Consider the following 22,907-nt stretch of genomic DNA (forward strand, 5'->3'; position numbering starts at 1 on the left):
GCCATCGAGCAATGAACGCACGATGACAGAACCACAAAATCGCCATCAGGCTCAGACTGCATGCTTAACCTGTTCGTCCAGCAGTTGAGGTATCATATCGGCAACACTCGGCGAAAGTTTACGTCTTTTTACTGCTCGGGAAGGTGGCTGGCATAAACTGCAGACAAAACTGTTTTTAGGCTGGTGTGCATGGGTGATAAACATGCCCTTGCAGCAATTGCATGAGGACAGCTGCAACATGCCGCTATCGACAAAGCGTACCAGTGTCCAGGCGCGGGTCAACGCCAGCAACGGCACATCGCTTTGAGGGGCACATTGTTCGAGGTAAAGGCGATAAGCCTTGATGACCGCTTCAACACCGCTGCATTGACTATTCTTGAGCAAAAACAGGTAGGCGTTATAAAACATGGAAGAATGGATGTTCTGTTCCCATGTCATGAACCAGTCGGTAGAAAACGGCAGCATCCCTTTAGGCGGGGGGCTACCTCTCAATTCTTTATAGAGCTTAATCAAGCGGCCACGGCTTAACTGGGTCTCGCTTTCTAGCATCTGGAGGCGTGCGCCCAATGAAATGAGCTCCATCGCCAGCTGTATGTCCTTAGCTTCCTGAACAATACTTTTCTCAGCCATCATTATGCCCTTTTCTTAGGCAAGCTCTCTTCTTTTGAAGATAGCTCTTGTAATAAATGACTCGACAACAAAATACCGGTATGAATCTGTTGCAGATCATCGGCCCGGGATTCTTGTGTTAATAACTTAATCGTATTGTGATCACTGAAACGGAAGTGGCATATCAGCTGATTGGTTTCAGCTAGTTTGACCATTTGCGGTAAGGTCAATTGCATCAATGCATCAGCCATTTCTTCATTGATACCCAACCGGAACATCGCTGATGCTTTTTCGTCGTTTATTAATCGCTGAGCCAGTAACAAATAAGACAAATTGATGTCATAAATGTGTTTTAGCAATTCAGAGGTACCCATATTCCCATCCCGACAGACTATGTTTCAAACATAAGTTAGGTGATAGAGTGCTCACCCGCTAAACAATCACTCTCCATAGGTGGCATGAAAACTATCGGTGCCAGACAATTCTATTACTTTATAATCTTCTAATATGACGAAAAATACAGCATCAATGTTGATAAGTTTGAGATCCCATCTCTTCATAACGTCAGGCTCATCCTTTCCCTGTATTGCGTCCAACATAGAACGTAGGATTAATCCTAATGCTACGCCACTGTACCGCCTTCAGCCTGATTCATACAACGCAAGCCTATCAGCATTTTGATAATTATGTGACTGCGATCACAAAAATGAAAGGGGCAAAACATAATATTTCACTGATTTTTGCTCTGCTGTGAAATTTTCCTGAACACAATATACTCATAACAGAAGAAAAAAACTCCCCATGTCACCCCACTCTTTTGACAAAAAATCATAAGCAATTGATATTAAAAACAAAAAACAAATCCGATGACTACCAATTTTTATCCTGGTTCTGCGACCACCTTGATTTACATTAATATTTCTAATTTTATAACATGGGTTATTATTTTATAAGTTTCCTTTATGTTCTGACCAACCTGTGTCACCGGGTCCACCAGAAGACTGACCATAACAGATGCATATTTCTTCCCGACATCTTAGTACCTGAGCGAGCCCCCCTCGTTACTATCACGCAAAGCGGCAATGTCATGGCGAAAGTTCCCATACGTATCCTGAGCTTACGCCAGGTTTGTTCAGCCTGCTGCAAAGTACAAACGAGAATTGCTGAAAGCAATCGCTGAACTTAATAGAAGAAGCGCTAACGTCGTTAAATTCTGGGTTACTTCGCTACCGATACAGGCACATTAATTACCCTTTCGTTGAAAAAATGCGCAATATCGTTGGACTTCACCAGATGAAGGCCCTCATGCGTGATTACTTACACTATAGCCCGCCAGAAATGACCGCCTACTGCCAGCATAACTCGTCAGCGTCGACATTTTATTCAACTCTCCCCTCCTTTATTTGCTTTCCCGGCAAGGGGACCAGAAAGGAAATTGGGGCCACAGTCCCCCCGGGTTTTACATCAGAGCGATTAGCCAGGTTCCTGCTAAACTGGTAGACCATGCACACCTGTGTTTCCAAGGGGGCTATTTTCCTATTTTTAGGTATCCGTTATGTTGAATAGCTACCGATTGGCTGAATAAAAAAGAGACAGAACCTGATATCCTTCTGCCAGCAGATTCGTGATCGACATCGCATTGAAATTCATGAATGTTCCACATTATATGACGATGTTAGATTATGTTGGTATTTTGAAAACGGATCGCCACACAGCTGTTTCCAGAAACAAAAGCACCCAAACTACACCTGCAAGTAGTACGGTTGATGTACATATATTTTTCCTGAAAATGAGCGAATGGATATGAAAATGATGTCAAAGTCTGAACAACAGGGTAAAACCGGCATACTGGGTAATCTTGGACTGGTGCCGTTATTTGTCATCATTCTGGGCGGCATTATGCTGTTGTTTGCCCTGGCTATCGGGACGTCCAGTTATTTTCTGGTGCGTGCTAATCAGAGTCTGGATTATGTCACTCAGGAAATTGACGTCCGTCTTGGGCTGTCAAACAGTTCGAACCATCTCAGAACAGCCCGTCTGTTGATTATTCAGGCTGGCGCTGCGGTGCGCGTTGGGGACACTGACGTATTCAACAACAACCTAAAACAGGCAGAACAGCGCATTGCCGCCTCGAAAGAGGCATTCAAAGCTTATCAAAACCGAAGCGTCAAAACCGATACGGATTTGGCGATCGACCCCGAGTTGAATAAAGCCTATAACGACTATCTTGAGAAAGGCATCATGCCGATGCTCAAGGCAGCTAAAGACGGCTATTTTGAAGAAATCCTGACGCACGAATCAGAAGAGGTTCGTCTTCTCGATGATGCCTATAACAAGCCATTACTGAAAGCCATTGCTTTTCGTACTGAACGAGCCAAAGCACTCAATAGTAATGCACAGTACGAGGCCAAAATGGGGTACACCCTGATGGCTGTCAGCTTCGCCATCGCGATTGTCATGACCATGCTCACCTTCTTCTTCTTGCGTGGTACGTTGATTAAGCCGATGAATCGCCTGGTGCAGCGTATCCAACGTATTGCTCAAGGTGACCTGACCCAACCGGACGAAATCTATGGTAAGAACGAAATCGGCATACTGGGTTACAATATCCAGCAAATGCAGGTATCGCTGGTGCATACCGTTTCCACCGTCCGTGACAGCGCAGATTCCATTTATCAGGGAACCACTGAGATAACCGCCGGCAACACCGACTTGTCTTCCCGTACTGAACAGCAAGCGGCAGCAATCGAGCAAACGGCTGCCAGCATGGAACAGTTGACCGCCACCGTCAAACAGAACTCCGATAACGCGCACCATGCCAGCCAACTGGCTTCCAATGCTTCAGGCAAGGCGAAGCAAGGGGGTGAGATTGTCGAAAATGTCGTTAATACCATGAACAGTATTTCCGGCAGCTCACGGAAAATTTCTGAAATCACGAATGTGATCAACAGTATTGCCTTCCAGACGAACATTCTGGCACTGAACGCCGCGGTAGAAGCAGCGCGTGCGGGTGAGCAAGGCCGAGGGTTTGCGGTAGTGGCCGGTGAAGTGCGTAGTCTGGCTCAGCGCAGTGCTCAGGCGGCCAAGGAAATCGAAGGGTTGATTTCTGAATCCGTTTCACTGGTTCACAGCGGCTCAGAGCTGGTGGATAAAGCCGGCCAAACTATGCACGAAATTGTTCAGGCCGTCACCAATGTGACTGATATTATGAATGAAATCGCTTCTGCATCGGATGAGCAAAGCCGCGGCATCACCCAGGTTGGTCAGGCAATTTCAGAGATGGATAGCGTCACGCAGCAGAATGCGGCGTTGGTGCAACAGGCTTCCGCTGCTGCTGCCTCACTCGAAGAGCAGGCAATGGTACTGACCCGTGCCGTATCAGCGTTCAAACTTGCCAACGCTATCCATAACACGACTCCCACTCGTGCCCCACTTACGTCGAAACCCTTGCTGGCGACATCGGCGACAGCAACCGCTGCGTTAGGTGCCAAATCCGGCAGCGATAATTGGGAAACCTTCTAAGCCACTTCGGCCGATACCAATAACGGTATCGGCCTGTTTATTTATCGGCATGCTGATGTGGTTCGACAAAGATGCCTTCTGGATTATCCCGTTCATTGAAAAACCAAACCCCTTCGGGATAATCTTCCAGAGCGATCAAATACATCGTCCCCTCCTGAAAGGGCTCTACCGCCAGAATCGTTCCTTTTCGGCGTGTTTCACCATCTGTTTTTACGGTTACCACATCATTTACGTTCACATGTTCACCTTATTCGTCACTCATCTTCAATCTGCAGCCTGTTCAATCGTTTATGCCAATCCGCCGATAGTATTGTCAAACTCAGGCGTATAAACAAAACACAACTTGTTCCCTTCAGGGTCACGACAATAAGCGCCATAATAATCAGCCGCATAGTATGGGCGAAGACCCGGTGCCCCTTCATCATAAGCGCCCAACGATAATGCTGTTTCCCACACGTGGCGCACAGCCTGTGGCGAACTGACTGCAAAGCTCACTTGCGTCCCATTTCCCCAGGTCGCGGGCAAGCCATTGACCGGAATCTGGACATAAAACTGAGGCCAGCGCCGCCTTGGAATATGCCATCCCTGCCCGGCAGGACCTCCTGGCTCTTCCTGAACCCGAACGAAGCCTAATTCGGCCAAGATCACCGAATAAAACCGGATCATCATGTCGATATCTCGGGCACCAAGAATAATGTGACTGAACATATTTTTTCCTTCTGTTATTCCATATCCCGGTCGTCGTACCAGCCAACCACCCTATTACTCATCATAAGCGCAACGGCCACACTGGACGAATAAGACACATTCCCACTTTTATTTACCGATACATTATTTTGGTACATCGCTGCGGAGTTATTGCCGCAGGCAGTTGAATATATCGCCGCATCCACTTAAAACACCGTTTCATCTAAATTATTATTTTTCTGATATTGGCATCCCCACTCTGCGCAACATACTTTTATAATCGCCTCAGTGAATTGTTATCCGAACATGTAATTCGGCCACAATCCACTGGATGAAGAGGAAAACCGCTGTCTGGGATTCATATTTTCAACTACAGCATGGTGCTTTACCCCATCATCACGTAACGCGCGATAAAAAAGGCTTGAGGCATGCACCATGTGTCCACCTGTAATACAAGAAGATAGGTTATATGATCTCGAACGCAGCCAAACAGCTGTTAAGCACGCTAAAAAATACCGCCTGGTACAAAAAACGTCACTCCAACCGAGTCTTACTCAGGCGCGAAATCACGCCGCTGGCCGTTCCCATTTTCATTGAAGGATTGTGTGTGGTACTGATGGGAATCTTCAGTACCTTTCTGGTGAGCTGGCTTGGTAAAGAAGCCATGGCAGCCGTGGGGCTGGCGGACAGCTTCAACATGCTGATCATTGCTTTTTTCACCGCTGTCGCGCTTGGGACGGCAGTTGTCGTCGCGTTTAGTCTTGGCCAGCGTAACCGTAAGCAGGCTCGACACGCCGCACGCCAATCAATCTCATTATTGGTGCTAATTTCCGTGCTACTGGTAATACTGGTTGAAATCGCGGGCCAGTCCATCATCGATCTGATTGCCGGTAGTGCCGAACCCGCAGTCAAGTCACTGGCGCTGACATTCCTGCGCCTCACCGTCTGGGGTTACCCTGCACTGGCGGTCACGTTGGTAGGGTGTGGAGCGTTACGGGGCGCTGGCAATACCCGATTGCCGATGGTTATTAATATCTGGATGAATATCCTGAACATTCTATTTAGCGGGCTGTTGATCTACGGTGTCGCTTCATGGCAAGGACTGGGGTTTATCGGGGCCGGATTAGGGATCACGCTCTCCCGTTACGTGGGGGCGTTTTGTGTAGTGTTCGCACTGACAAAAGGTTTCAATGGTGCACTGCGTATCCCCTTTCAGAGTTATTTCGCTCCGTTTACCACGGCCATCCTCTACGAAGTACTCAGCATTGGCATCCCGGCCAGCATTGAGTCGGTGATGTTTAATGTCGGTAAATTGATCACCCAGCGTTTTGTCGCAGGTATGGGAACGGAGGTTATCGCTGGCAATTTTATCGCTTTTTCGATTGTTGCACTGATCAACCTGCCGGGTAATGCCCTGGGCTCGACGTCAACCATTGTTGTCGGTTCCAGACTGGGTAAAGGGCAACGCATGCAACCGGAGCGACAGCTGAAATATATCTTTTGGCTTTCGAACATTGGCCTGTGTGCGTTAGCACTACTGTCAGTACCCACCGCCGGATTGTTGGCTGCAATGTATACCAATGAACCTGAGGTGATTCAGGTTGTTAAACACCTGCTCTGGTTGAACGCGCTATTTATGCCCGTATGGGCGGCATCCTGGGTACTGCCAGCCGGGTTAAAAGGAGCCAAAGATGCCAGTTATACCATGTGGGTAGCACTGGCTGGTATGTGGGGGTGTCGGGTGATCGCAGGTTATATTCTGGGCATCATGTTGGGTTTTGGCGTGGTCGGCGTCTGGATGGGTATGTTTTTTGACTGGATTGTCCGTGGCGTTCTGTTTTATCACCGTATGGTTAGTGGAAAATGGCTATGGCGCTACACCACACCAAACAAGAGCGATCAATAAAAAAATCGACTACCGGTGATGTTCCACTTACGTCAGCAGTGACAAAATCTTCATGATATGTAATGCGTTAGTCGGGATGTCTTCCCCTGACTTTTATCTTTCATCATTATCGTGGCGCTGCATTGTAAAATCCATTTGACCATACATAGGTGGTCGTGAATACTGCCGAAAACTAATAAAGGGTATGAACCCCGCCATCAGGCTAACTAACAGGAGTGAGCAATGAAAAAAACTATTATGGCTATCAGTCTGGCAATCGCGGCATCTGCAGTCACACTGCCGTTCGCCAGTCAGGCTGCGGTCAAAGATGAAATGGGTGCGATGGCAAAGAGCTATAAAGGGGCCTCAAGTGCCACGGATGCCGCCACACTGAAAGCCGACCTGCTGAACATGAAAGCACATGCAGCCAAGGCTAAAGCAGACCCAGAATTCAACAATAGTCCAAACAGCAAGGTCTTCAATGAAGGTCTGGACAAACTGCTCAAACAAATTGACGCAGCCATTGCACTGGTTGATGCAGGCAAACTTCAGGAAGCAAAAGCGGCTACTGATGAGTTGAAGAAAACTCGCGCAGAGTACCACAAAAAACTGGGCGTATAATCCGTCGTGATTCCATTGCAGCAGTGAAGTTTATTATCACTGCTGCGTTTTCCTGTTCTACCTCACCAATGCTTAATTAAAAGCACAGCGTAAACCTACCCATCGGAGTAGAACTGTTGTTATCACGCTAACCCCGCAGGCATTTACCACCAGCAATTTTGGTTTTGTCAGAAAAATTCTCGTATTATTTTAATTTAGCGCATCATCTCATTCTTAGAGACTTTCATTCACTAACATGACTAACCATCGAAAAATAGGCTTCGGTATGTCTGGCTGATATTAGGCATTTAGATTCCATCATGCAGGATAAATTAAAACACACACAATGGTTAAGGGGATTGGAACTATTGGAGAAATAGACTATAACATTACAGTGCCTTTTATTATATTCGATGCATCGATATGAATAAGGGCCTTAACGGGTAGAATGACAATATTGCGCATTCTACTTATTACTCACTTTGAAATATAGCTATCTGAAATGGAGATTCATTTATGCCTCTGTTTGATTCAAAAAATAATGCTACCGTTAATAGAAAAAAACACACCTTTCGTCAAAAACTGTTTCTTTCCTGTAGCTGCGTAGGCCTCAGCCTGATTTGTCTTTCCAGTAATACATGGGCAAGTGTTGAACCGCTATCTGTCAGCGGAAGTAAAATCTATGCAGGAGGAAAGGTAAGGAGTTTTTCCGGTAATAGTCTATTTTGGAGTAATACCGGATGGAATGCCGAGAAATTCTATACGGCCGAGACGGTTGCCTCACTAAAGAAAGACTGGAAATCCAGTATTGTTCGTGCAGCAATGGGGGTGCAGGAATACGGCGGTTACCTCCAGGATCCGACCAATAATAAAGCCAGGGTTGAAAAGGTAGTCAATGCAGCGATTGCCAACGACATGTATGTAATCATAGACTGGCACTCGCATTCAGCAGAAAACAACCGTAGTGAAGCTATCAGCTTCTTCCAGGAGATGGCCAGAAAATATGGCGACAAGCCAAATGTGATTTATGAAATCTATAACGAGCCGCTCCAGGTATCATGGAGCTATACCATCAAGCCCTATGCAGAAGCGGTTATTTCTGCCATCCGCGCTATTGACCCTGATAATCTAATTGTTGTTGGCACCCCTAGTTGGTCACAAAATGTTGATGAAGCATCACGTGACCCCATCAATGCCAAAAACATTGCTTATACGCTGCACTTCTATGCAGGAACACACGGCGAGTCACTGCGGAATAAGGCACGACAAGCGATAAATAACGGTATTCCACTTTTTGTTACCGAGTGGGGTAGCGTTAATGCAGATGGAAATGGTGGTGTGAATTATTCAGAGACAGACGCCTGGGTCACGTTTATGCGTGATAACAATATCAGCAATGCGAACTGGGCATTGAATGATAAAAATGAAGGGGCTTCAACCTATTATCCTGACTCTAAAAATCTGACTGAGTCAGGTAAGAAAGTAAAATCGATTATTCAAAGTTGGCCCTATAAAACCAGTAATGCCGCTAGTGCTATGTCTGAATCTGAATCATCCAGCGATGTTTCTACAGACATGACCAATGACAGTGCTAACGCGCCGGACTCCTCGGCAACGACTAGTTGTGCCAATGTGAATATTTACCCTAACTGGGTCAGTAAAGATTGGGCTGGTGGCCAACCCGATCATAACGAAGCGGGACAGTCGATTGTTTATAAAGGCAGCCTCTATACCGCGAACTGGTACACGACATCCCTTCCAGGCAGTGATTCATCCTGGGCATTGGTGGGCAGTTGTAACTAACCTACTTACAATACTTTGATTTAAAATCAAAAACAGGGCTGCACATTGCAGCCCTGATGCACATATCGTTCGCTTAATTACGTTCAAACGCACCAAGGTCAGGTGCACTTCCTGAATAACTAATATTACTCTCCTTTGTACCGGCATTAATCAGCTTTGAATTAGCCGAAAGACGAAACAATGATGTTTCCGGTAATGTTCCATCGTTATCACGCGCTACCGTAGCCAGCGAGGTATCCAGGCTAACGAAATCAGACTCGGAAGCTGCAGGCCCTGTATCCCACGAATTAGATTTTGCATCCGCATTGCTCACCGTTACCGAGCCAGCCACTGAAATATTGTTACGGAAATAGTGCTTCTGTCCCGATTGCACACTGCTACCAAAACCATAGTTAATGCCGTTTTTATATGACGTATTATTTATTACCGTCACGCCACCAGCATTATTATTCTGATCAAAGCCTTTACTCACATTGCCAAACGCAACAGAGCGGGTAATTTGGTGATTACCAACCGCCTTATTACCACCCAATTTAAATCCATTACCATTGCCAGCGAAGGCACTATCATTCCAATAGTTGACACCATTACGGAATGCCCAGCTATTCTCAATCACCACCTTTTGTGGGCTATCAAATAAATCGAACCCATCATCTGAGTTCTCCCAGGCCCGACAACCAATAAAGCGGTTCCCCGGACCTTGCTTCTGCTTCGGACCGAAACCATCGGCCATGCTACCATTCTTTTTAGGGTCATAGTTACGGTAAGCGTCTGAGTTAATAACAGTGTTGTATGCACCACCGTTATTGATCTCAAGACCAGTATTACGATTATGATGGAACGCGGTGTTTTCAAAGGTATTATGACTACCGATGACATAGGCGCCCTGATAACCAGCCCGTGTTACCTCAACACCTTTGAAATACCAATAATCACCCGTCACATAGAATCCATATGACGCTTGTACCCATTGACTATCTGGAAACGAAAAATCAAATACTGCGCGCCCACAATTAGCCGCCGCCACATAAATCGGCGATCCTTCTTTTCCTGATTTATTAAACGTAATGGTATTACCTTTCCCTTGGGTATAAGGAATGGTATACGTTCCTGGTTTGAGAAGAATCAGCTCACCTGGGTTAACTACCGCCATCGCAGCAGAAAAACTCATTGGAGAATTAAAGCTATTACCATCGTTGGTACCATTGCCATTAGGTGCAACGTAATAAATACGTTTAGTGCTAATTCCACTAGTGAGATCAGAACTGCAATCTGCGGCCAGAACAGAGGTGCTATTTACCAAGAAGAATGCTGCTAACCCGGTACTGATGAAACAGTTTAAATACTTCATTCCTTACCCCATTATATTGTAGAAATCATTTATCCGTCGGCCCCAAGATGCCTACATCAGACTATGTCATCAGAAAGATAAATCGTTATGGTGCTATCTATCTCACATCAATAGTGACATTAATGGCTGAATGAATCAGCCTTGTAAGACTTAACCCACCTGTCACGGTAAATACTATGTTAAAAGAAAATGATATTCCTTCGATTATCCGTGAACAAAGGCTGTTTTGAATACATTGCATCCTGCATATTGGGGTGAGGTGAGTATACTATCTTTACACTGTATGAATATAATTAAGCCTCTGGCAACATCCAGAAGCCAAAGAAATTTATCCCACTAGAAAATCATATTACATTATAAAATAACAAGGATAATGTAGTTTTAGTTATTCCTCTCTCACCTAAATAAAAATTTCATTATTAGTATATGAATTCAAAAATGAGAAATCACGCAATCGGCAACATCCTGTTTGCTGATAACTGAACCATCACCCATCGCTGCCATCGCCTTGTACCAGTTGGTTTAATAGCGGGCGTATACCACGAGACAACACGTAAAAACACGCCGTTATCTCTGTTGTTTTATTGCTCCATTTCCAACACCAACGACTGGACTTACACATGAATGAAACTGATAAAAGCATTGTCTCCCTATTTATTATCGGCACGCTGATTGCCGTCGGCAAAGTGCTGGCAAGCAGTAAACCCATCACACTCCGACTATTTGTAGGGCGTGTGATGCTGGGAGGATTCGTCTCGATGATGGCGGGTATCGCACTGGTTCAATTCCCCGACCTGTCACCTGTTGCCATTAACGGCATTGGCGCAGCACTCGGCATCGCTGGTTACCAGGCTATTGAACTGCTTATTCAACGCCGTGTTCAACAACTGAGCGAACAGACCAAATCGGGGGAAAGTGACGATGCCCACTAACTCCCCCAATCTAACTGCCTTTCTGGATATGTTGGCATTTTCCGAAGGGACGGCAACGCACCCACTTACCCGTAATCGTGGCTACGATGTCATTGTTACCGGCATTGATGGTAAGCCAGAGATCTTCACCGACTACCATGATCACCCCTTCGCTAACGGTCGCCCGGGAAAAATCTTCAACAAGCAAGGACAACGCTCGACTGCAGCAGGGCGCTATCAACAGCTCTACCGCTATTGGCCGACATACAAAGCGCAGTTAAAACTGCCGGATTTCGGGCCCGATTCACAAGACACACTAGCTATTCAGCTAATCCGGGAACAGCGGGCACTGGAAGACATCGCACAGGGTCAGATCACCAGCGCCATTACTCGGTGTAGCAACATATGGGCTTCATTACCGGGAGCGGGCTATGGTCAACGCGAGCATAGTATAGATCGCCTCCTTACCGCCTATCAGCAAGCGGGAGGAGAACTGGCATGAAAAGCAGCATGATCATTGCTGCCATCATAATGCTACTTAGCGCTGGAATCGGTGTGCAGTCCTGGAGGCTGCACACCAACCGGCAGTTGACAGAGCAGCAAGCACAAACACTGTCGTTGCAACAAACAGCACTGAATGAAAAATCCAGTCAGTTAACAGCGCTGTCTGCACAGGCTGAACGTAGCAACATTGAGCAGGCACGTTTACGCGACATGGCCGCAGACACCCAGGTGGCTCTTTCCGAGAGACAAAAAATGATAGTGAGATTACAACATGAAAATGAAGCGTTTAAACGCTGGGCTGATTCTGAGCTGCCTGCTGATATTATCCGGTTGCGCCAGCGCCCCGCCCTCTCAGGTGGCCGTGCTTACCGTGAATGGTTGTCCCAGACTGACTCCCTGCCGGTTTCCACCAGCCAACCCACAAACCAACGGTGAATTAAACGCCCTGCTGGATGAAACTGAAGCCGCACTGGCAACCTGTGCCGACCAGGTGGATACAATCATCGAGTGTCAGGCAACAAGTAATGTTGCAAATGGCAGCACGACTCTACCAGCAGCTCAAGTGGCCCAGGCGCGGAAGGAACCGTAATAATGCTCCGTTATTAGGTGGCTGACTGAAGGCCACCTTTTTTGTATCTGAAAAACGGGGGCGACTATTTGGGCTGTCACTGACATCGCATAGGCTTCAGATAGCGCGTACAACTATCGGGCCGCTGATTAGAGTTTTGCATATCTACGCACCTTGAATCAGGGGCTTTGTCGTTGCCAAACAGTGAAATCGCTGGATGTTGCGACCGCCATAAACTCCCCATTCCAGGAAAAGCCCATACTGAGAATCTGGTCGCGGAAGATACGGCAGCATCCAGCTTGATGGCCGTTAATAAACGCTGACTTATTCGGCGGGCAAAAATAAACGTCTTCATCAGGCCATTCTGGTGCAGCGACTTCCAGTCTCTCCCCATAGCGGTTGTATACTGGCAATCCACCACCGCATAACCCAGCAATGGAGATCAGCTCACCATCAAGCGGGCCAATGCCAAGGCAAGTCATATTCAGCGAGTCGTACCAGGAGCCATATGCTTCATAATCTCTGGCTACACGCTCCCCTGTCTGGCAGTCGATAACCCCACGACCATTGGATGAAACAACTAACAGGTGATGAGTCACTTTTGAGAAGCCGATTTCACTCAATCCGCCAACAGCGATTTCTGCGTGTCGCTCCCATCCTTCTGGCGCAAAAACCGTTTCAATCTGACGAAGCCTATCAACTACCTGCACGCAGTTATTCTGCTTTGGTTTGAACCAACTAAACATGATGGCTATACCTTAATTAGCCGTGAAAGCGCCTGATACATCCCTTCGCGCAGCACATCTTTATTCACGGCATAATGCAAAGCACGGTGGTAATTGGGGCATAACACCACAGCATTTTCTATCGTGTTGGAACTAACTTAGCTCCGTACCACAGCATCCGAAAGCAAACGGACGAACCGCCCTGAATTTTTAATCACAATTCATGAATAAAACTTTTTTCAAATTCGGCCTTATTACGGCTTATAAAACCGTCATTATCAACGCCCGCGAAAAGCGCTGTCGCTATTTTGCTGCCACTTACCAAATTACAGGCACGAAAAAACCGCCTTGTGGCGGTCATGTTCTTTTAATTATTTTCTTATATTACAAGGCGTTAACGCATGGTGCCCAGAGCGGGACTTGAACCCGCACAGCGCGAACGCCGAGGGATTTTAAATCCCTTGTGTCTACCGATTCCACCATCTGGGCTCAGAATTTGGAGGCGCGTCCCGGAGTCGAACCGAGGTGGACGGATTTGCAATCCGCTGCATGGCCACTCTGCCAACGCGCCCCATTTTTAACGCTACAACTAAATCAACTTGGAGCGGGAAACGAGACTCGAACTCGCGACCCCGACCTTGGCAAGGTCGTGCTCTACCAACTGAGCTATTCCCGCATTCTACAGAACGCATTGTTTATTAAGTAATTTCAATAAACCGTGTTGCTGTCGATGCGGTGCATTCTACTTACCTGACGCAGTGAGTCAATAAAATTATCACCTCACCAGAATCGTTTGCTGTTTTTTAAGGCGAGGCGATCAATGTTCAAGCAAATCACGCCAGGCTGCGCTCAAATACTGGAACATTGACCAGAACGTTAATACAGCCGCCACATACAGAGCCGCAACCCCCGCCGCCTCAACCATAGGTTCAGGTCGCCACAGCAAACCGACCAACGACACCATCTGCGCAGTAGTTTTAACTTTGCCAATCCAGGAAACCGCCACACTACTGCGTTTACCCAGTTCAGCCATCCACTCACGCAATGCGGAAATGATGATCTCTCGCGCAATCATCGTCGCGGCAGGCAACGTAATCCACCACGAGTGATAATGCTCGCAGACCAGCACCAGCGCCACCGCCACCATGACTTTGTCAGCCACCGGATCCAGAAAGGCCCCGAAACGCGTGGTCTGCTTCCATAGACGGGCAAGGAAACCATCAAACCAGTCGGTTACCGCGGCAAAAACAAAGATGCCAGCGCATACCATCGGCGCCCAGCTAAATGGCAGATAAAACGCCAGCACAAAGAATGGGATTAGCACAACACGAAACAGGGTAAGCCACGTTGGTATATTAAATCGCATAGCGTCTGGGTAACTGTCTGGCCCGAAAGATAATAGGGTTATGTTGCTACATTGCCTCTAGTGTTTCAATGCATGAAAGATTTTTTCTGCCAACGCATGCGAAATTCCCGGCACATTGGCAATGTCTTCCACGCTGGCATTCATCAGCGGCTGCAATCCACCCATGTATTTCAACAGCATTTGGCGACGCTTTGGCCCAACCCCCTCAATCGTTTCCAGCGAGCTGGTACTTTTGACTTTGGCACGCTGTTTACGGTGACCACTGATAGCATGATTGTGTGAATCATCACGAATATGCTGAATCACATGCAGTGCTGGTGAATCAGCCGGTAGAGCTACACCTTCACCCGTCGCTTCGAAGAACAGGGTTTCCAGACCGGCTTTACGATCGCTGCCTTTTGCAACGCCCAGCAATACAGGGCGGGTCGTATCCCAGGTTACGTGCAATGACGCAAAAACATCTCTGGCTTGCGCCAACTGCCCTTTACCACCATCAATGACGATCACATCAGGAATCTTGCTTTCATCAATTGATTTATCATATCGCCGCCTGAGTACCTGATTCATCGCTGCATAGTCATCACCTGGTGTAATACCCGTAATATTGTAGCGTCGATACTCCGAACGTAGCGGACCATCCGCATTAAATACAACACAGGAGGCCACCGTCTGCTCACCCATAGTGTGGCTGATATCGAAGCACTCCATGCGGTTGATTTTTTCGATTCCAAGCACAGAAGCCAATGCCGTCAGACGCTGCTGAATAGTCGATTGCTGTGACAACTTGGTTGTCAGTGCGGTATGCGCATTAGTACGAGCCAGTTTGAGATAACGCGCCCGGTCGCCGCGAGGTCGGGTTTGAATCTGAATTTTTCGACCCGCTTGTTCAGTCAGAGATTCAGCTAACAACTGATACTCAGGTAGGGAAAAATCTAGCAGGATGTCGGATGGTAAAGTACGAGAAACACTCCCTTGCAAATAGAACTGGCCAACAAAGGTCTGTACCACTTCTGCCAGTTCGGTGCCTCCAGGAACCTTGGGGAAATAGCTCCGACTACCCAGTATTTTCCCCTGACGAATAAAGAGCACATGCACACATGCCATACCAGCATCGAACGCCACACCGATGACATCAAGGTCATCACCATCGCCAGAGACAAATTGTTTTTCGGTAACACGGCGTACAGCCTGAATCTGATCACGGATACGGGCGGCTTCCTCAAACTTCAGTGCGTGGCTGGCCGCCTCCATTCGTTCAATCAGGCGGGTTAATACCTGCTGATCCTTACCTGACAGAAACAGACGAACATAATCGACCTGCTGTTGGTATTCCTCTTCGCTAACCAGGCCGTTAACGCACGGCCCCAGACAGCGGCCAATCTGATATTGCAGGCACGGACGCGAGCGATTGCGGTACACGCTGTTTTCACATTGGCGAATGGGAAACAGTTTTTGCAGTAGCATCAGTGTTTCACGAACTGCATTCCCATTAGGAAACGGACCAAAGTACTCGCCTTTGGCATGTTTAGCGCCTCGATGGACAGACAGCCGGGGATGTGTATCCCCGCTGAGAAAAATCATGGGGTAGGACTTATCGTCACGCAGCAACACGTTATAACGTGGCTGATAACGCTTGATGTAGTTGTGTTCAAGCAACAGGGCTTCGGTTTCAGTATGCGTGATCGTCACATCAATCTGACGGATACTTTTGACCAAAGCCTCTGTTTTGCGGCTGGCAACATGAGCACGAAAGTAACTGGAAAGACGTTTTTTCAGATCCTTAGCTTTACCGACATAGATAACCGTATCACTGGCATCATACATGCGGTAAACCCCAGGCTGACTGGTTACGGTCTTCAGAAAAGCCTGGGCATCAAAACAGTCAGTCACTACTAATCAATGTCTCCGCATTAAAGAGCCCATGACGAATCGCCAGATGCGTCAGCTCTACATCGCCATTAATATTCAATTTGCTGAACATTCGATAGCGATAACTGTTGACCGTCTTCGGGCTAAGATTGAGTTGATCAGAGATCTCCGTCACCTTCTGCCCTTTCGTGATCATTATCATGATCTGCAACTCACGCTCAGACAGGCACTCCAACGGTGTTTCCGTCTGCGGCTCCAGCTGGCTTAATGCCATCTGCTGAGCAATGTCCGACGCAATATATCGCTTACCAGCATGCACAGAGCGAATGGCGCAAATCACCTCTTCCGGGGTTGCCCCTTTACTGAGATAACCCGCCGCACCTGCCTGCATCACCTTAGCTGGCAAGGGGTTCTCTGTGTAAATCGTTAGCATTATAACTTTAATTTCAGGGGAAAATCGCACAATTTTGCGCGTTGCCTCAAGACCGCCTATTCCTGGCATGTTCATGTCCATCAGCACAACATCCACACTATTATTACGGCACCATCTGACCGCATCTTCTCCGCACTGCGCCTCACCAACAACCTTGAGGCCTTTGATATCGTCAAGAATGCGCCGTATCCCTGCTCGCACCAGTTCATGGTCATCAACAAGAAAAACGCTAATCAAAGAACAATTCTCCAAAAAGAGTAACACTTACAGACGCGTTTGTTGCAGGTGGTACTACATGGTTTAGAAAAAATGAATACACTTTTTAATTAAAAATGTATTTTTTATTCTACTATGTGGTATTATTGTTTAAGCTCCTGAATGATACCGAGTGCGTATCAGACAAGGAACTCTCCACCATCACAGTATTCATATTTCAAACCTGGTTTTTTAGAGAAACAGACGGCATTACCGTCTAAAAATTTCAAAAAATAAATACAATCAAGAGATTATCAAGTTTTACGAGTATAGGCAATCAGTCACACGACGACTTTTTCCATCATTGTAACCGTCTTGTCACGTTGTTGCACCGACTGTTTACTACAAATAATACACCTGCCCCAAAATATCCATATAAAAGTTGCAATGTTTCTAATCAAACGCATTTAAAAGCCAAAAAATACGTTAACAAAATATAGGCAGAATGTGGCATAAACAGATAAAAACAATACAACTTCACCTTCTGACAGGATTATTTTCCTCGCCAGATGGATTGTCATGTATGGTATAATAGGTCCAAATTTTGTTATGTCGTCGACAAGCATTGGGTGCAGACCACCCTCAGGGGCTGCTCGCCGACTTCCGTTTCCCACAGGAGATTCTATGAATAACAATGACTTCCCGACAGCGTCTATACCAGAAACACTGGCTCATGAAGTGAGCTGTCTGAAAGTACTGACGACGTTGATGCTGAAATCCATCGGTCAGGCTGATGCTGGAAAAGTGATCGTTAACATGGAGAAATACGCGGCTCAACTGGAAGACCCAACCCAGGCCGAGATATTCAACACAACTATTAAGCAAATCAAAACAGTCTACCGCCGCTAATCAAATCCCACCGAACAATATTATAACCGCAATTGTTCGGTGGGTATAAATCACGCTTACCTGATTAATAAAAAAACAGAAATAGAAATAACAATACACAAATACTGACAAGATGATTTATATTTCGTCAGCAAATAAATTTGCCAGATACATATCGGAGCTGTATTTAATCGATTTTATTTACGATGAAATTTTTCGAATGAAATAAAGCAGAACAAGAAATCATCTTAGTAATTAAATTCTTAGAGAAATACTCATATGAGCTTAACGACCGTGCTCATGAAAGGAAGTGTTGGTGGGTCGTATAGGGCTCGAACCTATGACCAATTGATTAAGAGTCAACTGCTCTACCAACTGAGCTAACGACCCAACGGGGACGGATTATTCTCCTCTTAACGCCATCTGTCAAATAGTTCATCCTACTTTTTTCAACCTCGAACTATTCGGCGAACACCTTGTAACCCATCACTATTTTCCGCTCCCGGTTTACTTCACCCTGATGGCAACCCGATGCGGATGGGTAGGTAGCTTTTCCCAGCGTTCACCGGATACCGCTTTACCTGATAGACAGGCGCAATCTTCTCAACTCATCATCAGATGAATACCGTGTTATTATTAATCATTCTGATTTCTTATCACTTGTGGGTGACTCACTCTCCCCTTTATCACGACAGACAGGATCCGGAAACTACAACAAATGACAGAACAAACGCCTCATTCCCCGGATAACACCGGGCATAGCGACCTGCGGCGCAATCTCACCAACCGCCACATCCAGTTAATCGCCATCGGTGGCGCTATTGGCACCGGCCTATTTATGGGGTCGGGAAAAACGATCAGTCTTGCCGGCCCATCGATCATATTTGTTTATATGATCATCGGTTTCATGCTGTTTTTTGTTATGCGTGCGATGGGAGAACTACTGCTCTCCGACCTTAATTACAAGTCATTTAGTGATTTTGCTGCCGACTTGCTCGGACCGTGGGCCGGATTTTTTACCGGCTGGACATACTGGTTTTGCTGGGTGGTCACTGGTATTGCCGATGTCGTCGCCATCAGTGCCTATGCACAATTCTGGCTGCCGGATTTATCACAGTGGATTAGCTCTCTGCTTTGTGTGTTACTGCTCCTGACGTTGAATCTGGCTACCGTTAAGCTGTTTGGCGAAATGGAGTTCTGGTTCGCCATGATTAAGATAGTCGCCATCGTCGCACTCATCGTGATCGGTGCCGGACTGGTTATCATGCACTTCACCTCACCTTCTGGTGCGGTCGCATCCGTGAGCAATCTGTGGCAAGACGGGGGATTTTTTCCGAAAGGGCTCAGCGGCTTTTTCGCCGGCTTTCAAATCGCGGTTTTTGCCTTTGTTGGTATAGAACTGGTTGGCACCACCGCGGCAGAAACTAAAAATCCTAATGTGGTGCTGCCACGTGCTATTAACGCCATCCCCATACGCATCATCATGTTCTACGTCTTTGCGCTGATCATGATTATGTCCGTGACGCCGTGGAGTCATATCGCAGCCGATCGCAGTCCGTTTGTGGAAATGTTTGTCCTGGTAGGGTTACCGGCGGCGGCCAGCGTCATTAACTTTGTGGTACTGACATCCGCAGCGTCTTCCGCCAATAGTGGGGTCTTCTCTACCAGTCGCATGCTGTTCGGGTTGGCCAGACAAGGGGACGCACCGGCACGCTTTGGCCAGCTCTCTAAACGCGCCGTACCTTCAGCAGGCCTGCTCTTTTCATGCCTGTGCCTACTTTCCGGTGTGGTGTTGATCTATTTAATTCCCAACGTCATGACGGTGTTTACTCTGGTCACGACCGTGTCCGCCATTTTGTTCATGTTCGTATGGAGCATTATCCTATGCTCTTATCTGGCGTACCGTCGGCATCGCCCACAGCTACACCAGTCCTCTTCATACAAAATGCCATGCGGTATTGTGATGAGTTGGGCTTGTCTGGCTTTCTTTGCTTTCGTACTGGTATTACTGACGCTGCAGCCAGATACACTACAGGCATTGATGGTGACACCGGTGTGGTTTGTCGTGTTGGCGATAGCCTACCAGCTTATTCGCCGTCGTAGAGCACAGGTTGAGGCGTAAACCCCAAACGCTAAAAAAGTCTGGAATTCAATACGGTCAGCTACACCTGCTGGTATAGCTGACCGTATCCGATTAAACACTTACTGTTTGTCGTACACCGTTCACCGCATGCTTTGCTTGTTCGCACTGATTCAAAATAGTTTGTGCATGTGAATACAGAATCTTGCCCGCTTCAGTCGGCGTTACGCCACGACGACTACGTACCAGCAATTGCTTCTCCATTTCGCTTTCGAGCGTGGCAACTTGCTGGCTCAGCGCTGGTTGCGCAATATGCAACATTTCAGCGGCCTGGGTCAGGCTGCCAATATCAACGATTTTTACAAAGTATTTGAGCCGTCTCAGATTCATGTGTACCTCCCGAATAGTTACGGCTTAGTAGTAGCAAGAAGCGCGCCAGATCATTTCACTATTATCAAAAAAAGTGCTCCCATGGCTTAACCCACTTAAAAATAAGTAAAAGCAATGGTGATAGCCGCAACAGTAACAATACTAATTCCCCACCATGAACCGCTACCCACCCGTAACGTGGCCCACTCGCACCAAAGTAGTGCAAAGATTGCTATCTGAAAGTGCATTCCTGAACAATGTCGACCATCGCCTGGTGTGAAAAACGCCGACTACCGCAATAATTTCAATAATTTGATTATAAGTTCAGCAAACAGTCATCCCCAGCGCTATCATGCTTTGACAAGCACTCAGGCTGCCGCTATCATCCACACCACTTAGCGATTCCTCTGTAGTTCAGTCGGTAGAACGGCGGACTGTTAATCCGTATGTCACTGGTTCGAGTCCAGTCAGAGGAGCCAAATTCAACGCCTTGCAGTTCATAAAGAACTGCGAGGCGTTTTTCTTTGTATGGCCCGACACTCCGTTATGTCATCGCCGTGCTGTCAGGTTCAGGTTCATCATCGTGGAGGCATTAATCAGATATGACGTCAGATAATGATTAATGTTCAGCCTAATAAGCCGTGATAATCAGCCCATGTTAATTAAGCAGTATTAATTATCTGCTTATAATAGAAAAACTAACGTGACAATCAATTATTGTTATTTTCCTGCTGCTTATTTTATTTCTTACTTAGAATAAAACCTGATACAAAAGTCAATAAACCGGCCCGAGAATAATACCTGTACAGACTTATATCCCCTCCCCTATACTCGCGATAATGCGCTACCGGCCAGCCGATATTGACTATCACAATCTTATGCAAAAAGAGCGGTAAGACATCCTACCTTCAGTGCCGCGCACGCATCGGGTAAGGAATAATAGACAATAAAAGTCGGCTAAGAGGTTATTTTTCACACCACTATTAATTACCGTAATAAATCACAAGGATGAAATTACATCAGAGAATTCTGGTGCACACAGGAGGGAGTCATGAGGATATTTTTATCCACGCTGGGATCTGCCGGAGATGTTTATCCATTCATTATAATAGGTGAAGCATTAAAGAATGCCGGACTGGAGGTTTACCTTTGTACCAATCCTTATTTTGAAAAAACGGCAAAAGAAAGAGGATTACAGTTTATCCCGGTAGGTAGTAGCGAGGAATATTTACGTGCCGTTAATTCACAACGCTTATGGAATCAAAAATCCGCATTCAGTGAAATGGTGATGTATATGAATGCCCAACAGCAAGCCGCTTATGATGCGCTGGAACCGTGGGTCGACAGTAACTCGGTCATTCTCACCTCTCTCTGGTCGTTCTCCGCCAAAATGTTCAGCGAAACCCGTGGCTGCTGTGTTATCCCGGTGCGCGTCACGCCATCAACATTTATCTCCAGTTACGATCCCCCCTATCACCGCCAACTGGCCTGGGGCCGTCTGTTACCGATTCGGCTGCGCCGCCTGTTTTTGCATCTCGCAGAGAAATACCTGATTGACAGAACACTGGCACCTTTTATCAATCGCTTTAGAAATCAACTACGATTACCGCGTATCGAACGTGTACTGACCTCCTGGGCACATCGTACGGACTCGACGTTACTGTGTTTGTTTCCTGAGTGGTTCGCCTCCCCCTTGCCAGACTGGCCGCCACATATCCGTCAGGTAGGATTTCCGTTGTTTAACCTGCTGGATAATCAGCAAGATGACTCTCTGGCGCAGTTTATTGCACAGGGGCCGACCATCATGTTTATGCCGAGTTGGGCGCTCAGTAGCAAACAGGCATTGATGGTTTCTCTGGTAAAAAAAATCCGCCGACGTGGTTATCAATGTTTAATCGTTGGCAAGCCCAATGATGACTTAGCAAACGATACCGGTATCCGTATCGAACGCCATGTCAATCTGAACCACTACTTGCATCGGTGTGCGGCCATTATCCATCACGGCGGTATCGGTACGATGGCGCAATCCTTCGCCGCCGGTATCCCCCAATTGGTGATACCCAGTGCCTTTGATCAGTTCGATAACGCGCGTCGGGTGACAGCCATGAAGTGTGGTGCCTGGCTTAAAGACAACGAGATCGACAGGTTCGAGGAGACATTACACCAACTGCTGGACGACCCCGAGATCGCAGAGAATTGCCAGCGCATTCGCCAGCAATGCCTTCCCGGGCAGGTTGTCGGTGAGCAAATCGTCACAACGGTATGCGATGCCTATGCCAGGCATACCGCAAAATCCCATTCATCCCCAGGTTAATCCCTCTTCGGGTCATGCTCTACTGAACACACCGTTGGACTCACGCCTTATCAGGCTAAGACAGCACAAATCGGTAACATTCTTGATGATTTTCCAGGTATTGCATGCTGTCGCAGCTACACTGAAAGCGTCATCGTGTTCAGCAATAAAGTGGCACGCGGCATGCATTATAGAGACACAACCACAACGATACTCAAAGACAACAACATCAATCCGGTAACAAGGGGG

General features: G+C 47.0%; 20 protein-coding genes, 5 tRNA genes and 1 pseudogene. 12 read left to right on the plus strand and 14 right to left on the minus strand.

Features of this window, described 5'->3' with window-relative positions; translation table 11 throughout:
• Window positions 1-51 precede the first annotated feature (51 nt).
• Together flhC and flhD are read right to left on the minus strand one after the other, a co-directional pair.
• Complete coding sequence (gene flhC, locus DZE2538_RS12550; RefSeq protein WP_023640182.1) at window positions 52-630, minus strand: flagellar transcriptional regulator FlhC; 579 nt, start codon at window positions 628-630, stop codon at window positions 52-54.
• Between the two features lie 2 nt (window positions 631-632).
• Window positions 633-983: a flagellar transcriptional regulator FlhD gene (flhD, locus tag DZE2538_RS12555; RefSeq protein ID WP_038916488.1), complete on the minus strand. Its 351-nt coding sequence runs from the start codon at window positions 981-983 to the stop codon at window positions 633-635.
• A gap of 1,423 nt (window positions 984-2,406) precedes the next feature.
• Here flhD and DZE2538_RS12560 point away from each other — a divergent pair.
• Window positions 2,407-4,131, plus strand: coding sequence for a methyl-accepting chemotaxis protein (locus tag DZE2538_RS12560; protein WP_038916489.1), 1,725 nt, complete (start codon window positions 2,407-2,409; stop codon window positions 4,129-4,131).
• 37 nt (window positions 4,132-4,168) lie between these two features.
• Here the strand turns inward: DZE2538_RS12560 and dsrB are convergent, their stop codons facing one another.
• Both dsrB and DZE2538_RS12570 read right to left on the minus strand, forming a co-directional pair.
• Complete coding sequence (dsrB, locus tag DZE2538_RS12565) at window positions 4,169-4,369, minus strand: protein DsrB (protein ID WP_038916490.1); 201 nt, start codon at window positions 4,367-4,369, stop codon at window positions 4,169-4,171.
• A 50-nt stretch (window positions 4,370-4,419) separates the two neighbouring features.
• Entirely contained in the window at window positions 4,420-4,839 is a 420-nt protein-coding gene (locus tag DZE2538_RS12570; protein WP_038916491.1) for a VOC family protein, read from the minus strand.
• A 448-nt stretch (window positions 4,840-5,287) separates the two neighbouring features.
• Here DZE2538_RS12570 and DZE2538_RS12575 point away from each other — a divergent pair, with 448 nt between their 5' ends.
• The 3 genes from DZE2538_RS12575 (at window position 5,288) to DZE2538_RS12585 (ending at window position 9,106) form a co-directional block, all read left to right on the plus strand.
• Entirely contained in the window at window positions 5,288-6,724 is a 1,437-nt protein-coding gene (locus DZE2538_RS12575) for an EmmdR/YeeO family multidrug/toxin efflux MATE transporter (protein WP_038916492.1), read from the plus strand.
• 222 nt (window positions 6,725-6,946) lie between these two features.
• Window positions 6,947-7,324 carry a cytochrome b562 gene (locus DZE2538_RS12580; RefSeq protein ID WP_023640189.1) on the plus strand — a complete coding sequence of 126 codons (378 nt, stop codon included), beginning with the start codon at window positions 6,947-6,949 and terminating at the stop codon, window positions 7,322-7,324.
• A gap of 495 nt (window positions 7,325-7,819) precedes the next feature.
• Window positions 7,820-9,106, plus strand: coding sequence for a cellulase family glycosylhydrolase (locus tag DZE2538_RS12585; RefSeq protein ID WP_038916493.1), 1,287 nt, complete (start codon window positions 7,820-7,822; stop codon window positions 9,104-9,106).
• A 73-nt stretch (window positions 9,107-9,179) separates the two neighbouring features.
• Here the strand turns inward: DZE2538_RS12585 and DZE2538_RS12590 are convergent, their stop codons facing one another.
• Window positions 9,180-10,457: a right-handed parallel beta-helix repeat-containing protein gene (locus DZE2538_RS12590; protein WP_023640191.1), complete on the minus strand. Its 1,278-nt coding sequence runs from the start codon at window positions 10,455-10,457 to the stop codon at window positions 9,180-9,182.
• 620 nt (window positions 10,458-11,077) lie between these two features.
• On the opposite strand from DZE2538_RS12590, the gene DZE2538_RS12595 reads away from it, so the two are divergent.
• The 4 genes from DZE2538_RS12595 to lysC are packed head-to-tail and all read left to right on the plus strand — an operon-like array spanning window position 11,078 to window position 12,461.
• Window positions 11,078-11,389 (plus strand): phage holin family protein, encoded by a 312-nt coding sequence (locus tag DZE2538_RS12595; protein ID WP_012884185.1) that lies wholly within the window; start codon window positions 11,078-11,080, stop codon window positions 11,387-11,389.
• Window positions 11,379-11,870: a glycoside hydrolase family 24 protein gene (locus tag DZE2538_RS12600; protein ID WP_038916494.1), complete on the plus strand. Its 492-nt coding sequence runs from the start codon at window positions 11,379-11,381 to the stop codon at window positions 11,868-11,870. Before DZE2538_RS12595 ends, DZE2538_RS12600 begins: the two co-directional genes overlap by 11 nt.
• Window positions 11,867-12,307, plus strand: a complete 441-nt coding sequence (gene lysB / locus DZE2538_RS12605) for an Rz-like lysis system protein LysB (RefSeq protein ID WP_038916495.1) — start codon at window positions 11,867-11,869, stop codon at window positions 12,305-12,307. The genes DZE2538_RS12600 and lysB overlap by 4 nt, the downstream gene beginning before the upstream one ends.
• Window positions 12,192-12,461, plus strand: a complete 270-nt coding sequence (lysC, locus tag DZE2538_RS21275) for an Rz1-like lysis system protein LysC (RefSeq protein WP_236617020.1) — start codon at window positions 12,192-12,194, stop codon at window positions 12,459-12,461. Before lysB ends, lysC begins: the two co-directional genes overlap by 116 nt.
• Before the next feature lie 158 nt (window positions 12,462-12,619).
• Here lysC and DZE2538_RS12610 read toward each other — a convergent pair whose 3' ends face one another.
• From DZE2538_RS12610 to uvrY, 7 genes are all read right to left on the minus strand, one after another.
• Window positions 12,620-13,186, minus strand: coding sequence for a hypothetical protein (locus tag DZE2538_RS12610; RefSeq protein ID WP_038916496.1), 567 nt, complete (start codon window positions 13,184-13,186; stop codon window positions 12,620-12,622).
• A gap of 381 nt (window positions 13,187-13,567) precedes the next feature.
• A tRNA-Leu gene (locus tag DZE2538_RS12615) sits at window positions 13,568-13,654 on the minus strand.
• An 8-nt stretch (window positions 13,655-13,662) separates the two neighbouring features.
• Window positions 13,663-13,736, minus strand: a tRNA-Cys gene (locus tag DZE2538_RS12620).
• 29 nt (window positions 13,737-13,765) lie between these two features.
• A tRNA-Gly gene (locus DZE2538_RS12625) sits at window positions 13,766-13,841 on the minus strand.
• A gap of 141 nt (window positions 13,842-13,982) precedes the next feature.
• Window positions 13,983-14,531 carry a CDP-diacylglycerol--glycerol-3-phosphate 3-phosphatidyltransferase gene (pgsA, locus tag DZE2538_RS12630; RefSeq protein WP_019843894.1) on the minus strand — a complete coding sequence of 183 codons (549 nt, stop codon included), beginning with the start codon at window positions 14,529-14,531 and terminating at the stop codon, window positions 13,983-13,985.
• A 57-nt stretch (window positions 14,532-14,588) separates the two neighbouring features.
• Window positions 14,589-16,421 (minus strand): excinuclease ABC subunit UvrC, encoded by a 1,833-nt coding sequence (gene uvrC / locus DZE2538_RS12635; protein WP_038913647.1) that lies wholly within the window; start codon window positions 16,419-16,421, stop codon window positions 14,589-14,591.
• Window positions 16,414-17,070 carry a UvrY/SirA/GacA family response regulator transcription factor gene (gene uvrY, locus DZE2538_RS12640; protein ID WP_019843896.1) on the minus strand — a complete coding sequence of 219 codons (657 nt, stop codon included), beginning with the start codon at window positions 17,068-17,070 and terminating at the stop codon, window positions 16,414-16,416. Before uvrY ends, uvrC begins: the two co-directional genes overlap by 8 nt.
• Before the next feature lie 642 nt (window positions 17,071-17,712).
• On the opposite strand from uvrY, the gene DZE2538_RS12645 reads away from it, so the two are divergent.
• Entirely contained in the window at window positions 17,713-17,937 is a 225-nt protein-coding gene (locus tag DZE2538_RS12645; protein ID WP_019843897.1) for a DUF2594 family protein, read from the plus strand.
• Between the two features lie 293 nt (window positions 17,938-18,230).
• Here DZE2538_RS12645 and DZE2538_RS12650 read toward each other — a convergent pair.
• Window positions 18,231-18,306 (minus strand) — tRNA-Lys (locus DZE2538_RS12650).
• 328 nt (window positions 18,307-18,634) lie between these two features.
• Here DZE2538_RS12650 and cycA point away from each other — a divergent pair.
• Complete coding sequence (cycA, locus tag DZE2538_RS12655; protein ID WP_038916497.1) at window positions 18,635-20,038, plus strand: D-serine/D-alanine/glycine transporter; 1,404 nt, start codon at window positions 18,635-18,637, stop codon at window positions 20,036-20,038.
• Between the two features lie 81 nt (window positions 20,039-20,119).
• On the opposite strand, the pseudogene DZE2538_RS12660 reads toward cycA, so the two are convergent.
• Window positions 20,120-20,386, minus strand: a pseudogene (locus tag DZE2538_RS12660) (LysR family transcriptional regulator); the annotation flags it as partial.
• 382 nt (window positions 20,387-20,768) lie between these two features.
• Between DZE2538_RS12660 and DZE2538_RS12665 the strand changes: the two are divergent.
• Together DZE2538_RS12665 and DZE2538_RS12670 are read left to right on the plus strand one after the other, a co-directional pair.
• A tRNA-Asn gene (locus tag DZE2538_RS12665) sits at window positions 20,769-20,844 on the plus strand.
• A 572-nt stretch (window positions 20,845-21,416) separates the two neighbouring features.
• Window positions 21,417-22,679 (plus strand): glycosyltransferase, encoded by a 1,263-nt coding sequence (locus DZE2538_RS12670; protein ID WP_038916498.1) that lies wholly within the window; start codon window positions 21,417-21,419, stop codon window positions 22,677-22,679.
• Window positions 22,680-22,907: the final 228 nt, after the last annotated feature.

This window comes from Dickeya zeae NCPPB 2538, assembly GCF_000406165.1.
Taxonomy (GTDB): domain Bacteria; phylum Pseudomonadota; class Gammaproteobacteria; order Enterobacterales; family Enterobacteriaceae; genus Dickeya; species Dickeya zeae.